This is a genomic window from Sorangium sp. So ce367, assembly GCF_051520455.1.
GTDB lineage: Bacteria > Myxococcota_A > Polyangia > Polyangiales > Polyangiaceae > Sorangium > Sorangium cellulosum_B.
The window spans coordinates 10,385,688-10,401,333 of sequence record NZ_CP150334.1 but is presented as its reverse complement, the minus strand read 5'-3'; the positions used below and the strand labels follow the sequence as shown (position 1 = coordinate 10,401,333).

11 protein-coding genes and 2 tRNA genes are annotated in these 15,646 nt (G+C 73.9%); 12 read left to right on the top strand and 1 reads right to left on the bottom strand.

Annotated features, from left to right (window positions below; all coding sequences use genetic code 11):
• The first annotated feature begins 4 nt into the window (after positions 1-4).
• The gene (locus WME97_RS39425; protein ID WP_437545380.1) at positions 5-1,477 is read left to right on the top strand and encodes a UDP-N-acetylmuramoyl-tripeptide--D-alanyl-D-alanine ligase; all 1,473 of its coding nucleotides are present in this window, start codon (positions 5-7) and stop codon (positions 1,475-1,477) included.
• A 51-nt stretch (positions 1,478-1,528) separates the two neighbouring features.
• Here WME97_RS39425 and WME97_RS39420 read toward each other — a convergent pair whose 3' ends face one another.
• Positions 1,529-2,140 carry a peptide deformylase gene (locus WME97_RS39420; protein WP_437545379.1) on the bottom strand — a complete coding sequence of 204 codons (612 nt, stop codon included), beginning with the start codon at positions 2,138-2,140 and terminating at the stop codon, positions 1,529-1,531.
• Between the two features lie 161 nt (positions 2,141-2,301).
• Here WME97_RS39420 and WME97_RS39415 point away from each other — a divergent pair, with 161 nt between their 5' ends.
• The 11 genes from WME97_RS39415 to rpsI all read left to right on the top strand — a co-directional run bounded on the left by WME97_RS39415 (position 2,302) and on the right by rpsI (position 15,565).
• The gene (locus WME97_RS39415; RefSeq protein WP_437545377.1) at positions 2,302-4,761 is read left to right on the top strand and encodes an MMPL family transporter; all 2,460 of its coding nucleotides are present in this window, start codon (positions 2,302-2,304) and stop codon (positions 4,759-4,761) included.
• A 1-nt stretch (position 4,762) separates the two neighbouring features.
• A complete protein-coding gene (locus tag WME97_RS39410) occupies positions 4,763-6,172 on the top strand; it encodes a hypothetical protein (RefSeq protein WP_437545375.1) in 1,410 nt (469 codons plus the stop codon).
• Positions 6,169-7,524: a hypothetical protein gene (locus tag WME97_RS39405; RefSeq protein ID WP_437545373.1), complete on the top strand. Its 1,356-nt coding sequence runs from the start codon at positions 6,169-6,171 to the stop codon at positions 7,522-7,524. The genes WME97_RS39410 and WME97_RS39405 overlap by 4 nt, the downstream gene beginning before the upstream one ends.
• A 338-nt stretch (positions 7,525-7,862) precedes the next feature.
• Positions 7,863-8,291 (top strand): RNA recognition motif domain-containing protein, encoded by a 429-nt coding sequence (locus WME97_RS39400; RefSeq protein ID WP_437545371.1) that lies wholly within the window; start codon positions 7,863-7,865, stop codon positions 8,289-8,291.
• 350 nt (positions 8,292-8,641) lie between these two features.
• On the top strand, positions 8,642-9,952 hold the full coding sequence (locus tag WME97_RS39395) for an MFS transporter (protein WP_437545369.1): 1,311 nt from the start codon (positions 8,642-8,644) through the stop codon (positions 9,950-9,952).
• Between the two features lie 58 nt (positions 9,953-10,010).
• Positions 10,011-11,846: a glutamine--fructose-6-phosphate transaminase (isomerizing) gene (gene glmS / locus WME97_RS39390; RefSeq protein ID WP_437545367.1), complete on the top strand. Its 1,836-nt coding sequence runs from the start codon at positions 10,011-10,013 to the stop codon at positions 11,844-11,846.
• A 159-nt stretch (positions 11,847-12,005) separates the two neighbouring features.
• A complete protein-coding gene (locus WME97_RS39385) occupies positions 12,006-13,763 on the top strand; it encodes a sensor histidine kinase (protein WP_437545365.1) in 1,758 nt (585 codons plus the stop codon).
• A gap of 199 nt (positions 13,764-13,962) precedes the next feature.
• Positions 13,963-14,049, top strand: a tRNA-Ser gene (locus WME97_RS39380).
• A 105-nt stretch (positions 14,050-14,154) separates the two neighbouring features.
• Positions 14,155-14,239: transfer RNA gene (locus tag WME97_RS39375), tRNA-Ser, on the top strand.
• Between the two features lie 475 nt (positions 14,240-14,714).
• A complete protein-coding gene (gene rplM / locus WME97_RS39370) occupies positions 14,715-15,164 on the top strand; it encodes a 50S ribosomal protein L13 (RefSeq protein WP_012240013.1) in 450 nt (149 codons plus the stop codon).
• 8 nt (positions 15,165-15,172) lie between these two features.
• A complete protein-coding gene (rpsI, locus tag WME97_RS39365; protein ID WP_437545363.1) occupies positions 15,173-15,565 on the top strand; it encodes a 30S ribosomal protein S9 in 393 nt (130 codons plus the stop codon).
• Positions 15,566-15,646 lie beyond the last annotated feature (81 nt).

The window sequence follows — 15,646 nt, the reverse complement described above, 5'->3', positions numbered from 1 at the left end:
CGCGATGGCGACGCCGATCCCGCACAACCTTGCCCCCTTCTCCCTCGACGAGCTGGCGCGCGCGACCGGCGGGCGCGTGCTGAGGAGCGGGCCGGACGCGCGGGGCGTCTCGACCGACAGCCGGACGATCGCGCCAGGAGCGGCGTTCGTCGCGCTCTCCGGCGAGAGCTTCGATGGCCACAGGTTCCTCGACGCCGCCGCGCAGCGCGGGGCGGCCGCGTTCATCGTCTCGCGGGAGGTTGCCCTGCCGCCCGGAGGAGGCGCGGTGCTCGTGAACGACGGCCTCGCGGCGCTCGGGGCGCTGGCCAGAGCGCACCGCGAGCGATGGCGGGCGGGCGCCCACCCCGACGGGCCGCGGGCGATCATCGCGATCGGCGGATCGGCCGGCAAGACGACGACGACGCGGACCATCGCGGCGCTGCTCGCGGGGGTGGGCCGCGGCGAGGTGCACGCGACGGCGGGCAACCTGAACAACGCCATCGGGCTGCCGATGACGCTGCTCGGGCTCGAGGACCGCCATCGCTTCGCGGTCGTCGAGATCGGCACGAACCAGCGCGGCGAGGTCGCGGCCCTCGCGCGGATCGCGGGGCCGGACCTCGCCGTGCTGACGTCCATCGGCGTCGAGCACACCGAGGGGCTCGGCACGCTGGAAGACGTCGCCGCCGAGGAAGGTGATCTGCTCGCCGCCTTGCCGGCCGCGGGCGTGGCCCTCGGCAACGGCGACGACGCGAAGGTGGTCGAGCAGCTCGAGCGCGCGGGCGCCGCGCGGCGGATCACCTACGGCTTCGGGGAGCGCGCGCGGATCCGGATCGCGGGGCGGCGGCCGGTCGGGGTGCGCGGCACCTCGGTGCGGATCGAGCGCGGAGGCGAAGCGCTGGAGCTCGTCGTCCCGCTGCTCGGCGAGGCGGGGGCGCTGGCGGCGGCCGCGGCCGTCGCCGTGGTGGAAGAGGCGGTCGGCGAGCGGCTCTCGACCGAGCGAGCGGCACGCGCCGCCGCAGGGCTCGCGCCGCCTGGTGATGGACGCCTGTCCGTCCGCGAGCTGCCGGACGGCACCGTGGTCATCGACGACAGCTACAACGCCAACCCGCTGTCGATGCGATCGTCCCTCAAGACGGCCGTCGAGGTCGCCGAGGCGCTCGAGAAGCGGCTGGTCCTGCTGCTCGGCGAGATGCGCGAGCTCGGCGCGCTCGCGGCGGCGGAGCACGACGCGCTCGGCGAGCAGGTCGGCGCCGCGCGCCCCGCCGCGCTGATCGCCGTCGGCGGCGAGGCGGCGCGGATCGCGCGCGCCGCCGAGGCTGCAGGCGTGCGGGCGTGGTTCGCCGTGGACGCGGACGCCGCGGCGGCCCGAGCGCAGGAGATCGTCGAGCGCGGCGATCTGGTGCTCGTGAAGGGCTCGCGCGGGATCAGGATGGAGCGGATCGTGGAAGCCCTCGTCGCCGGCGCGGGGCGCCGCGCCGGCCCGTCGCCCTCGCCGTGAGCGCGCGCCCGCCTGTCGAGCGCGCTCGCCTCCCGGCGCGACGGGCCGCGGTCACGCGCCGAGCGTAGCCCGCGCCTCGGCGACGGACAGGCTGAGCAAGAGCTTCGCCTCCTCGTTGCTGCAGAAGGAGCGCGTGAACATGCGATCGACGTACAGCGTGCCGCGGAGGTGATCGACCTCGTGCTGGAGGATCCGCGCGGGCCAGCCCGTCGCTTCCCACCGGACCTCCTTGCCGTCCTCGTCCACGCCGCTCACCTCGACCGACAGATCTCGCTCAACCAGCGCCATGTAACCCGGGACGCTCAGGCAGCCCTCGAAGAACGTCGCCCGCCCCGCGCCTGCCGCGTCCGGGAGCGACGGCGCGAGGACCCTCAGCGTCGGGTTGATGATCACCCTGAGCGGGAAGGGCACGCGGCCGCGCTCGGCGCGCTGGCCCGGCGTGAGGCGGGACATGAGCTCCTCGCTGTCTTCGAGCACGATCACCTGCTGGTCGACGCCGATCTGCGGCGCCGCGAGCCCCACGCCGGGCGCCTTGCGCATGACGGAGACCATCGTCGAGACGAGGTGCTTGAGCCGCTTCGTCCCGATCTCCTCGGGCGGGACGGGCGCGGCGGGCTTCCGCAGGACGGCTCTGCCTGCGAGGACGATCGGGGGGAGCTCCATGCTGCCGGGATGAATCGGCGCCCTCGCGAGCGCAAGGTTTGTGAGCTCGGGAGCAGGGACCGTGTGGGGCCTCGCGGCGAGGCGGGTGTGAGGGTGGATGTCCTCGCGGCGAGGCGGGCGTGAGGGTAGAGGAGCGGCGCCGGGCACGGCCCGGCGTTTCCATGGCAGCACCTCTTCCGCCTCCGTCGGCTCGCGCGGACGCCCCCCGCCGGCCGCTCCGCCTCGTCGTCGTCGCCGCCCTCGCGGCGCTGACGCTCGCCGCCTTCGCCGCCGTGACGCTGCGGCTACAGCTCGAGCCGAACATCGCCTCGCTCCTGCCGGAGCGCGGCGACGCCGCGGCGCTTCGCCGGTACGTGCGCGGGTTCGGGGGCGGCGACCTCGGCGTCGTGATGGTCAAGGGCGACGACCCCGACGAGAACGCGGCCGTGGCCGCGGAGATCGCGCGGGCCCTCGCGGCGCGCCCGACCGTGCAGCGCGCCGCCGATCGGATCGACGTCTCGCGCTCGCTCGATCCGTGGGTCGCGTTCCGGCACGCGGACGCGCGCGTGCGAGGGCGCCTCGCCGCCGCGCTCTCGCCCGAGGGGATGCGGGAGCGCCTCGCCGAGACGCGCGCCATGCTGCTCGCGCCGGGCGGCGGCGCCGCGGCGGAGACGATCGCGGCCGACCCGCTGCGCCTCTCGCAGCTCGTCTTCGAGTCCGCGGACATCGGATCCGGGGTGCGCACGCAGGCCGACGGCGCCTTCGCCACGGACGACGGCAAGGTGCACCTCGTCCTGGTGCAGCCGGCGGGGCAGGCGCTCCGCGGCGCCGACGCGCGGGCGTTCGTCGCGGACGCGAACGCCGTCCTCGGCCCGATCCGCGCGGCGCACCCCGGGCTCACGCTCGGGCTCACCGGCGGGCACGCCATCGCCGCGGCGACCGAGGCGATGCTCACCCGCGATCTCGCGATCTCGGGGTCGCTCTCGATGCTGCTCGCCTCCGTCGTCTTCGCGCTGCTCTTCCGCCGCCTGCGCGCCCTCGCCGCGGTGATGCCGCCGCTCGTGCTCGGGACCCTCTGGACGGCGGGGCTCGCCACGGCGCTCCCGGGCGGGCTCAGCGCGATCGCCGTCGCCTTCATGTCGGTGGTCGTCGGCGTCGGCGTCGACACCGGCGTCCACGTCTACGCCGCGCTGCTCGAGGCGCGGCGCGAGGGCCTCGATCCGGAGGCGGCCGCGCGCGCGGCGAGGGCGCGGACCTCCCGCGCGGTGCTCATCGCTGCCGTCACCGCGGGGGCGGCGTTCGGGGCGCTCGCGCTGTCGGACATCAACGCGCTCCGGCAGCTCGGGCTCCTGTGCGCCGCGGGCGAGGTCCTGACGGCGATCGCCATCGTCCTCGTGACGCCGGCCGTGGGCGCGTGGCTCGAGCGGGGGACCCCGCCGACCGAGGCGCCCGCGCGCTGGACCGACGTCCTTTACCGGCTCACCCGTACGCGGGGCCGCGCGCTCGCGCTCGCGGGGCTCGCGGCGCTCCCCATCGCGGCGGTCGCCCTCGGCGCCTCGCCGCCGCTCGCGGAGGCCATCGTCGCGATCAGGCCGGCCGAGCTCGAGCCCCTCAAGGTACAGCAGGAGATCTTCGACGCGTTCGGCGGGCGGCGAGGGCAATGGGTGGTGCTCCTCGCGGACGGCGACCAGGAGCGCGCCCGCGCGCGCGGCGACCGGATCGCGGAGCGCCTCGCCTCGATGAAGGCCGACGTGGAGGCCGTCGACGCGCTCACCGCGCTCGCCCCCGCCGCCCCGACGCAGGCCGAGCGCTTCGCCGCGCGCGACGCGCTCGACCTGCCCGCCAAGGCCGACGAGCTCGCGCGCGCGCTCCGCGACACGGGCTTCGCGCCCGAGCGCTTCTCGGCGGTGCTCGACGGGATGCGCGCGCCGCCCCGGCAGGAGGTGGCGCTCTCCGATCTCGAGCGCGGCCCCGCGTCCATCCTGCTCTCGCGCTACCTCGGGGCGGACGGGGGCGAGGCGCTCGTCGCGCTGTACGTGCGGCCCCGCGAGACCGGCTCGGTCGCGCAGATCGAGCGCGCGATCCGCGAGGAGGATCCGGGCGCCATGCTCACCGGCTACAGCCGGCTCGAGGCGTCGCTGCGCGAGACGCTCGCGCACGACATGCCGAGGATCGGGCTCGTCGCGGGCGCGCTCGTGCTGCTGGCGCTCTCCGCTTCCCTCCGCAGCGCGCGCGACATCGCGCTGGCGGCGCTCGTCGTCGCCTCGGAGATCTCCCTCGTCCTCCTGCTGATCCGGGTGCTCGGCATCCCCCTGCACGCGTACGACGCGCTCGTCATCCCGGTGCTGCTCGGGATCACGGTGGACGAGGGCATGTTCCTGCTCCACCGCGCCCGCGACATCGAGGCGGCGGGCGGCGGCGACGCCGTGATCCGCGAGACGCTGCGCCGCGAGGGGCCGGCGATCGCCGCCACGGCGCTGACCACGGCCGCGGGCTTCTCCGCGCTCGCGTTCTGCGGCTTCGACGGCCTCCGCGACCTGGGCCGGGTCGGAGCGCTGGGCAGCGCGGTCGGCCTGGTCGTCGCGCTCCTCGTGGTGCCGGCGGGGCTGCGGCTCTGGCCCCGGGCCCACGGACGCGCATAACATGTCGCCGTTGTCGCCCCGGGGCCTCCTCCTTGTCGCTCTCCTCGCGCTCGCGCGTCCCGCCGCGGCGCAGCCCTCTCCTCCGCCCGCTGCGTCGCCGCCTCCTGCGTCGCCGGCGCCGAGGCCGCCGCGCTCGGCCGTGGCCCGCGCCGTCGACGCGCTCGTGCGCTCGCTCGACGCCGTGGACGGCCGCGCGCTCGTGGCCGCCGCGCCGCTGGTCTCCGACGCGCCCGCGCCGCGCGGCGCCCAGCTCGTGGCCACGCTCGCCGCCCACGTCGCCGGCAAGCTCGGCGCCGGCGTGCGCGCGCAGAAGGACCCGATCCCGCTGCCGCTCGCGCGCGAGGCGGCGCGCGACGACGCGGCGCTCGTCCACCTCGTCGTCGAGATCGCGGCGGGGCGGCTGCGCGTCACCGCGGACGTGTACCCGGTGCCGCGCACCGTCTGGGCGCGCATCCGCGACCCGGAGCCGGGGCCCATCGCCCACGCCTACGCCGAGGCGCCCCTCGACGCGGAGATCCGCAGCTTCCTCGCGCCGATCCCGCTCGTCGCCGCCAGGGTCGACCGCGCGAAGAACTTCGAGGGCGACGTGGTCGCGCTCGCGTGCGGCGATCTCGACGCCGACGGGGCGCTCGAGCTCCTGAGCGTGAGCCGCCGGCGCGTGACGACGCTCCGCCTCCGCGGCGGCCGGGTCGTGCCGCTCGCGTCGCGCCCGTGGCCGGACGTGGTCGCCGTGCACCCGGCGCCGCTCCGTGAGCCGCTCGCGTTCGCCACGCTCGTCGAGCGCGCGAGGGACGGCGAGCGCCTGCCGCCGTTCGCCGACGTCGGGCTCACCGACCGCGCGCGCAGCGTCCGCTTCGACGGCGAGCTGAAGGCGCTCGCCGAGCTGCCGGGGCTGGCGATCCCGGACGCGGGCGGCTCGGCCTGCACGACGGCGTGGGGGCCGCTCCTCACGGGCCCGCTCGGGCCGTGCGCCCCGGCCGATCCCCCGCCGGCGACCGCGTCGCTCTCCGGCCGGTACGACGCGCTCGCGTCGGCGCAGCTCCTGTCCGCGCAGGGCGAGCCCTTCGCGGTCTGGGCGACGCGCGAGCGCGGCGCGGTCGAGCTCCGGGACAGCGCTGGCCGCCGCAAGGTCGTGGGCAGCGCCGGGGCGCAGCTCGCGGTCGGCGATCTCGATCAGGATGGAGAGCCCGAGCTGCTCGCCAGCCTCGACGTTCTCGATCCGCTCGAGGATGCCGTCGTCGTCTGGTCGTGGCGGCGCCGGGAAGGCGGCCCGGCCCGCGCGGCGCCCGAGGAGATCCTGCGCTTGCCGGCGCCGGCGGGGGTGCGCGCCCTCGCGGTCTGTCCGCCCGACGGGGCCGGGCGCGCCCCGTTCGCCGTCGCGACGGCGGACGAGATCTGGGTGGTGCGGTGAGCCTCCCGCGCCGCGCCTTCCTCGGCGGCGCCGGCGCGCTGCTCGGCGCCGCCGCCCTCCCGGAGGCCGCGCGCGCGATGGGGCGCACCCCGCTCGGCGGCCGCCTCGCGATGCACCTCCCGTGGCCGACGGGCTCGCTCGATCCGCACGAGCTGAGCGATCCCGCCGCGGCGCTGTTCGCACCGGCGATCGCCGACAGCCTCTACGGGCTCGATGCGTCCGGGAACCCGTACCCGACGCTCTCGTCCGCGCTGCCGTCGCGCGAGGCGGATGGCGCGGTCGTGCGCCTCCGCGAGGGGCTGCGCACCGCGCGCCTGCTCAAGCTCGACGGCCGCGACATCGTGAGCTCCGTCGAGCGTGCCCGCGCTCGCGGCGCCGCCGCGGCGCTCGCCGACATCCCGAGGCCCGAGCGGCACCCGAGGGATCCGCTCGCCGCGGTGTTCCCGCGCGCGGATCCCGCCCGCGTCGCCCGCGCGCTCGCGTCGCCGATGGTCGCGCTCCTGCCGCGCAGCTTCGACCCCGCGGCGCCGGATGGCACCGGCGCGTTCCGGGCCGATGTCGGCCCGGGGCAGATCACGCTGACGCGCAACGACGTCGCCGCGCGTGGCGCCGCCTTCCTCGACGCGATCGAGGTGATCCGCTCCGACGACCTGACGACGTCGCTGCGCGCGTTCGAGACCGAGCGCGACGACCTCGGCTGGCTCGGCGCCGGCCTCCACACGAACCGCCGCGGCGCCGTCCGCTTCGATCTGGGCGTCGCCGGGTGGATCGTGCTCACGACGGGCCCCGACGCCGGGCTCTTCGGTCAGCCTGGCGTCGCGCAGCGGCTGGTCGACGCGCTGCCGCCCGAGCGCCTCGCGCACCTCGGCCTCGTCGGTCTCCCGAGGGCGCACGGCGATCCCGCGTGGGGAGGGCCCCCGGCGTCGCTGCTCGTGGACGAGTCTGCCGCGCACCTCGTCGAGGTCGCCGAGGCGGTCGCGCCGATCCTCTCGCGGCCTGGGCACGAGGTCACCGCGGAGCCGGTGGCGCGGGCGGAGCTCGGGCGCCGCCGCGCCCGCGGGAAGGCGACCCTCGCGATCGAGCTGGTGCGCCCGCTCGGCCCCGGGCCCCTCGGCGCGCTGCTCGCCCTCGCGACCGCCGACGATCGCGGCCGCGCCCTCGACCTCGCCCGTCACCCGCCCCGCCTCGCGTCCGGCGCCGCCCCCCGCTCGCTCACCGCGACGCTCCGCCTCGGCGTGATCGCCGAGGTCCGGATCGCGGGCGGCGTGCTGCCGGACGTCGCGCTCGCGCGCGCCGCCAGCGGCGAGGGCTGGGATCTCGGCGCCACCTTCCGCCGCCCAGCGAGGCGCTGATGTGTGCCTACCCCCGCGCGGAAGCGAGCGCGACCGCGCGCCGGCTGTTCGGGACGTCCGGGCGAGGGTCGCGGCGATGGGGGCCGCTTCGAGTGCTTGCGCGGTGGGGACATTTGGTTACTATCGGCTGGTCACGAACGTCACTGGCACTCGACACGACGCTTCTCTTCTCGGGGATCGCGGATTGATCGCGGACTGGACGACGCAACGTGTGGCGCACCGGGGGCTCCTCCCCAGCGCCGCCCCCCCTCGATCCCCCACGGCTCCATCGGGGCGGCAGGGCACTGTTCGGCACCGAAGCTGACGCATCTCGCAGAGCCGTGAAGTGAATCAGTGTCATGGGTACTCGCCTCTACGTTGGTAATCTCCCCTTCTCCGCCACCAAGGCCTCCGTGCAGGCCGCGTTCGCTCAGAGCGGCGAGGTGACGGATGTACACATCGTGACCGACCGCGAGAGTGGGCAGTCGCGTGGCTTCGGGTTCGTCACAATGGGCACGCCTGAGCAGGCCCAGCAGGCGATCGAGAACATGAACGGCGCCATGATGGACGGCCGTCCGCTTCGCGTGAACGAGGCGGAGGAGCGGGTCCAGCGTGGTGGTGGCGGCGGCGGCGGCGGCGGCGGCTACGGCGGCGGCGGCGGCGGCGGTTACGGTGGCGGCGGCGGCGGTGGTGGCCGCGGCGGCCGTGGCGGTGGCGGCGGCGGTTACGGCGGCGGCGGTGGTGGCGGCCGCGGCGGCCGTGGCGGTCGCGGCGGCGATCGGTACTAGCCCGAGCTAGGCCGACGTTCCAGCGGCGGTGCCTCTCCCCAGAGGCGCCGCCGTTCTCGTTTGTGCGCTGCCCTGTGCGGCGACCGCCGTCACGCGGGCCGAGGCCCCGGTCGATCCTCGGTCGATGCCGGCGCTCAACAGGCCGGCCCAGATAGCGCGACCCGGGCGGAGCGTTGCGGAGGTCCGAGGTGCCCATCCCGCGCGTGCGGCAGGGCGCCCCACGGCGATCGAGAAGCGGCAATGACCGAGCTCCGCGCTTCCGGGGCGCGGAGCTTGCTCCTTTGCCTGGCGGGCGTCAGAGAGCGGCACGCTGAACGCCCCTCGCGCTCGGGGCGGGCTGCTCACAGCCGATGCCTCCTTCCATCCCTTCAGAGCACAGGCCGTCGCCGCGGGCGATCTCGCTTTACTACTTCGGTATCTTCGCCGTCCTCGGCGTGTACCTGCCGCTGTTCCCGAGCTGGCTGGAGGCGCGGGGGATGCAGGGGCTCGCGATGGGGGCGATCGCGGCGACGCTCCCTGCGATGGGCCTCGTCGCGCCGCCGGTGTTCGGCTTGATCGCCGACTCGCTCGGCGTGCGGGTGTGGCTGATCCGGGCGGCTTGCGCCGGCGCCTTCGTCGTGTTCGCGCTGCTCGCGCTGTCGTCGGCGCTCGGCGTGTCGCTCGGCTTCGGCGGCCTCTTCGTCGCGGCGCTCGCGTTCGCTTTCTTTCGATCGCCGATGTTCATGATGGCCGACGTCGTCGCGGTGGAAGCGTCGGCGAGCTCCGGCATCGCCTACGGCCGGCTCAGGCTCTGGGGCTCGATCAGCTTCGCGCTGATGGCGATCGCCAGCGGAGCCCTCGTCGATCCGGCGCGACCTGTCGCGTTCCCCGCCACGATCGCTGCCTCCCTGCTGATCGCGTTCGCCATCTCGTGGGCCCTCCCGGCGCGCGGCGAGGCGCCCTTCCGTCGGTCTGGCCTGCGCGACGGAGCGGCCGACGCCGCCGGCGCTGCGCGCGCTCCGGCGGCCGAAGGCTCCGTGCGGCAGCGCGCCCGTACGCTCCTCCAGAGCCACGATTTCCGCCTGTTCCTCGCGGCATCGTTCCTGGCCCAGAGCGCCACCTCTTCGTACGATCTCTGTTACACGCTGCACCTCCGCGACATCGGTTTCCCCGAGTCGCTGGTGGGGGTCGCGTGGGCCGTCGGTGTCGCCGGCGAGATCGCGCTCATGGCGTTCTCCGGCCCCCTTCTCAAGCGGTTCGCTCCGCCCACGGTGCTCGCGTTCGCCTTCGCGGGCGCCTCGCTCCGCTGGGCGCTGCTCTCGTATGTGCGCTTCTGGCCCGCCCTGCTGGCCATCCAGCCGCTCCACGCGGTCTCGTTCGGCATGATGTGGGTCGCCTCGCTCGCCTACACGCGGGATCGATCTCCGCCTGAGATCCTCGCCACCGCGCAGGGGCTCTTTTCGGCGAGCGCTGGCGCCGGATCCGTCGTCGGGATGCTCGTGTGGGGTGAGCTCTACAAGCGCGGGGGCGGCGCCCTCACTTTTGGGGTCGCCTCGATCACGGCGTTGATAGCATTCGTCCTGGCTGTGACCTTCGCGCGATCCACGCGGCCAACGCGACCGACGCGGCGTTCACCGTCAGGGGGCTCAATTTTCTCTGTCAGCTCCCGGTGCCAGGAGTAACGTTCCATTTTCCGCCGCACGCGTAGGCGCGCGCGGGCACTACCTGAACGAGGCGAGCATGTGCGGGATCGTCGGATACGTTGGGTCAAAAAAGGCGGCGCCGATCATCGTCGAAGGGCTACGGAAGCTCGAGTATCGAGGCTACGACTCGGCCGGCATCGCCATTCATGACGGCAAGGGCATCGAGATCGTCCGGACGCTCGGCAAGCTGATCAAGCTCAGCGAGGCGCTCGAGAAGCGGACCCTCGACGGCACGACCGGCATCGGCCACACGCGGTGGGCGACGCACGGCCGCCCGAGCGAGGTGAACGCCCACCCGCACTCCGCGGGCCCGGTGGCCGTCGTGCACAACGGCATCATCGAGAACCACGTGGCGGTCCGGCAGCAGCTGGAGGGCCAGGGGGTCAAGTTCCTCTCCGACACGGACACCGAGATCGTCGCTCACCTCGTCCACCGCGAGCTCCAGAAGGGCGCGAAGTCGCTCTTCGAGGCCGTGCGCGGCGCGCTCCGGCAGGTCCACGGCGCCTACGCGATCGCGGTCCTCTCGCGCGATGAGCCCGACGTCATCGTCGCCGCCCGGTACGGCTCGCCGCTCGTCGTCGGCGCTGGCGAGAACGAGATGCTGTGCGGCAGCGACATCCCCGCGCTGCTCGCGCACACCCGCGACATGATCTTCCTCGAGGACGGCGACATCGTCGAGCTGCGCGCGAGCGGCGTCCGCATCGAGACCGTGACCGGCGGCGAGAAGGTCGAGCGCCGCGTGAAGCGCATCGACTGGAGCCCCGTCCAGGCGGAGCGCGGCGGCTACAAGCACTTCATGCTGAAGGAGATCCACGAGCAGCCCGACGTCGTCGAGGCCACGCTGCGCGGCAGGATCGATCTCGCCGCCGGCGACGTGCACGCGACCGAGATGGGGGTCACGCCCGAGTTCGCGAAGGAGCTGCGCCGGGTCTACATCGTCGCGTGCGGCACGAGCCACCACGCCGGCATCGCCGGGCGCTACTGGATCGAGCAGCTCGCCAGGGTCCCCACGGTCGTCGAGCTCGCGAGCGAGGTCCGCTACCGCGAGCCGATCTTCTTCCCCGACGATCTCGTGATCGCCATCAGCCAGTCGGGCGAGACCGCCGACACGATCGCGGCGCTCAAGGCGGCGAAGGCGCAGGGCGCCAAGGTGCTGGCGCTCTGCAACGTGCTCGACAGCGCGATCCCGCGCCTCTCCGACGGCGCGCTCTACACGCACGCCGGCCCCGAGATCGGCGTCGCCTCGACCAAGGCCTTCACGACGCAGCTCGCCGCGCTGCTCCTGCTCGCCGTCTACCTCGGCCGCCGCCGCGACTCGCTGCCGGCGGAGCGCGGGCGCGAGATCCTCCAGGCCCTCTGGGAGATCCCGAGCCACATGCGCGAGGTGCTCGGCGACGCCGACTACGTGCACGCGATCGCGAAGCGCCTCGTCCACGCGAAGGACGTCCTGTTCCTCGGGCGCGGCCTCGGCTTCCCCATCGCGCTCGAGGGCGCGCTCAAGCTGAAGGAGATCTCGTACGCGCACGCCGAGGGCTACGCGGCCGGCGAGATGAAGCACGGGCCGATCGCCCTCATCGACGAGGCGCTCCCCGTCATCGTCGTCTGCCCGCGCGACGCGCACTACGACAAGACGTTCTCCAACCTGCAGGAGGTCCGGGCGCGCGAGGGGCAGGTCGTCGCGATCGCCACGAAGGGCGACGAGTCGATCCTCGAGATCGCTCAGCACCACGTCTGGATCCCCAAGGTGCCGGACGAGGTCGGGCCGCTCCTTACCGTGCTCCCGCTCCAGCTCATCGCCTATTACGTCGCCAACCTGAAGGGCAACGACGTCGATCAGCCGCGCAACCTCGCGAAGACGGTCACCGTCGAGTAACGAGCAACGCCGCTCTCGCGGCGGGGCATCCCCGCCGCGGCGAGCGGCCTCCTCTGCCGCGCGCAGCGCTCCTCTGCGGTGCACGCGCCTCCTCCTTCAGCTCTGGCGCTCCACCGCCGCGCCTGCGCGCCCGCGCGGGGCCGCGGCTATGCTGCGCGCATGCGCATCCCCGGCAGGACGGAGCGGCGGGTCGTCGCGGCCATCCTCGTGACCGCCCTGATCCCGCTCGTCGCCAGCATCGTGGTCGCCAGGACGGTGATCGCGCGGGTGTCGGCGACGGCGTTCCAGCCCGAGTTCGGCGTCCACCTGGACAGCGCGCTCGGCGTGTACGCCGAGCTGGCCGCCGCCATCAAGCAGGGCATGCGCTCCGAGGCCGACGCGATCGTCGCGGCGGACCCGCTGCGCGAGGCCGCCTTCACCGGCGACGCGCAGCGCCTCGACGCCGAGCTGGCGCGCATCATCGCGGCTCACCCCGCGCTGGTCTCCCTCCGCGTCGAGCGCTGCGGCGATCTCGTCGGAGCGCGCGAACGCGGCCGCCCGGTGGATCCGGCGCACGAGAAGACGCTCACGGTCCGGAAGGCGATCGCGCGCGCGCCCGGCCACGCCGCCGAGCCCGGCGATCGCGCGCCCGACGACGGCGGCTGCGACGGCGACGCGCGGACCCTCGTCGCGACGTTCGCCGCGCCGAGCGCGCGCTTCGACGAGCTCGACGCGGCGCAGGCGTTCGCGCAGGCGTACCACGCCCTCGAGCGGGAGCACCGGAAGGAGTACCTCGACGAGAGCTACGGCGACGCCTTCGCCGCCCTGCTCGGCGCGACGATCCTCCTCGCGATCCTCGCCGGCGTGCTCGTGGCGCGCCCGGTTGTCGACCGCATCGCGCGGCTCGCCGCGGCGACCCGGCCCGTCGCGGAGGGCGACCTCTCGGTGCGCGTGGGGCTGCAGGGCGACGACGAGGTCGCCGATCTCGGCCGCGCCTTCGATCGCATGCTCGAGGAGCTCGAGGGCAGCCGCGCGCGGATCGAGTTCCTCAAGCGCATGGGCGAGTGGCAGAAGATGGCGCGGCACCTCGCGCACGAGATCAAGAACCCGCTGACCCCGATCCAGCTCGCCGTCGAGGAGTGCCACCGGCGCTATGCGGGCAGCGATCCGGCGTACCAGCGCTTGCTCCAGACGACGCTGGAGGTCGTCGAGGAGGAGGTCGGCACCTTGCGCCGCCTCGTCGGCGAGTTCTCCAATTTCGCGCGGCTCCCGCGGGCAGAGCTCGAGCCCTCGGATCTTGCGGAGTTCCTGCGCGAGCAGGGCGAGCGCTTCGCCGCGATCGAGGAGGCGGGGCGCGAGCACGCCTCCGACGAGGCGCTGCTCGGGCGCGTCGATCTCGAGTTCGACGTGCCGGATGTCCCGATGCCGGCCGCGCTCGATCGCGAGATGCTCCGGCGCGCCCTCGGCAACATCGTGCGCAACGCGGCGCAGGCGCTGCGCGACGCGCAGCGAGCGGCGCCCGGCGGAGGAGCCCGAGAGCGCCCGGGCGCCGTCGTGTGGGGCAGCGTTCGCGTCTCGGCGCGGAGCGAGGGGCAGAGCCACCTCATCGCGATCGACGACGACGGCCCGGGCATCGATCCCGCCGTGCGGGACTCGGTGTTCGATCCGTACGTCACGACGCGGTACGACGGCACGGGGCTCGGCCTGAGCATCGTGAAGAAGATCGTGGTCGATCACGGCGGCACCATCGACGTGCTCGAGTCCCCGCTCGGAGGCGCGCGCTTCGTCATCCGGCTCCCGCGCGCAGGCACGCCGGCGGCGCGCGCCGCGCTCGGGGCCGAGGCCTTCTCCGACGGCGATCGCGCGCCTGCCTCCGAGGGCGCCGCTCCGACGCGGCCAGCCGCTCGCGGAGGGCAGGCGCCGCGCGGGGCGGGGTAGGGCCGCGCTCGCCGGTGCGGCGCCGCGGATCCTCGCGGATCCTGCAGCGCCAGAGAGCCGCATGCTGGACGATGAGCGCTGCCCGGGAGCGCGCTCCGGGCTGCTCGCGGGGGGCCTCGGCGCTGAAAGCGCACCTCCGGACCGGTCGGTTGTCAGGAGATGCTTGACCAGCCGGCCCCGCTTTGCCATGTTCGCCGGCGGAGAGGTGACCGAGAGGCCGAAGGTGCCTGATTCGAAATCAGGTGTACCCGCAAGGGTACCGCGGGTTCGAATCCCGCTCTCTCCGCTACGCTTGGCTGCTTGCCCCCGTTGAAGCAGGTGGGCTCTGACCGCCCGCTCTCTCGCGAGCGGCGCCGGTCCGGCAGAAGCGGGGCGCGTTGAAGTTGTATCGGGAGAGGTGACCGAGTGGTCGAAGGTGCACGACTGGAAATCGTGTGTACGGCAACGTACCGCGGGTTCGAATCCCGCCCTCTCCGCTGAGCTGAACCGTCGATCGACTCCTTGCCGTGATGATGAGCTCCTTCAAGCGAGCCAGCGGGATGTCGGCGACCGATGTGACGTGAACGACGAGCGACGAGGCGGATCGGCTGGTCGCTCGACCGCTGGGTCCGCTCGTCGCGGTGTTGCCTGGCGCAGCGTTCGAGGGGGAGCTTTGGCTCGTTCGCCGTCGATGCGGCCAAGGCGGCCAACGCGCTGCCTGGGTTCAACGCCTTGGCGAGCTGGATGGTCGGGCAAATAGGAGAAATATTGGAGCCCGAGACAAACCAGCGGTGTGAGGCGGGACCGAAGGGACGGACGGGACCGGCGGCTTGTCGACAAACCCCGCTTGACCAACCCTCGCCGGACGATGAGGATGCTCCCGCAGAAGCCTCAGACGCTTGACAGGCGAAGGGCCGCCTTGTAGAAGTGGCGCCCCTTTTTGGCAGGCGCACTTCCGGAGTTTTTCGCCCAATGAATCCTCAGCCCAAGTCCTTTTCCGCCAAGCCTGCGGAGGCCCGCAACGAGCGTACGTGGTGGGTGATCGACGCGGAAGGCAAGCCCCTCGGCCGCCTTGCCAGCCGCATCGCCACGGTGCTCCGCGGCAAGAACAAGCCCACGTTCACGCCGCACGTCGACACCGGCGACTTCGTGATCGTCGTGAACGCCAAGAAGGTCCTTCTGACGGGCCGCAAGCTCCAGCAGAAGAACTACGTGCGGCACAGCGGCGAGCCGGGCGGCTTCCGTTCCGAGTCGTACGGTCACCTGCTCGAGCGCAAGCCGGAGCTCCCGATCCAGAAGGCCGTGAAGGGCATGCTCCCGAAGAACGTGCTCGGGCGCGAGCTCCTCACCAAGCTCAAGGTCTACGCCGGTCCCGATCACCCCCACGCGGCGCAGAAGCCGCAGCCCCTTAGCTACAGCTGAGCAAAGCCATGACGGAAACGAGAACGTACGCCACTGGTAAGCGTAAGACCGCCGTTGCGCGCGTCTTCCTCTCGCCGGGCACCGGCAACATCAAGGTGAACAAGAGGCCCGCTGACGATTACTTCGTCCGCGAGACCTCGCGCATGGTGATGCGTCAATCGCTGGAGCTGCTCGAGCTGCTCGAGCAGTTCGACGTGAACGCGACCGTGGTCGGCGGCGGCCACAGCGCGCAGGCCGAGGCGATGCGGCACGGCATCGCGCGCGCCCTCTGCGAGCTCGATCCGGAGCGCAGGCCGTCGCTCAAGCGCGCGGGCTTCCTCACGCGCGACGCGCGCAAGAAGGAGCGCAAGAAGTACGGCCAGCCCGGCGCCCGCAAGCGCTTCCAGTACTCGAAGCGGTAGCAGGCCTGGGCCGCCGCCCATCGAGATGGACGGCATGGCAAGGACACCGAGGACGCGAGGGTTTTCCCCTCCGCGTCCTCG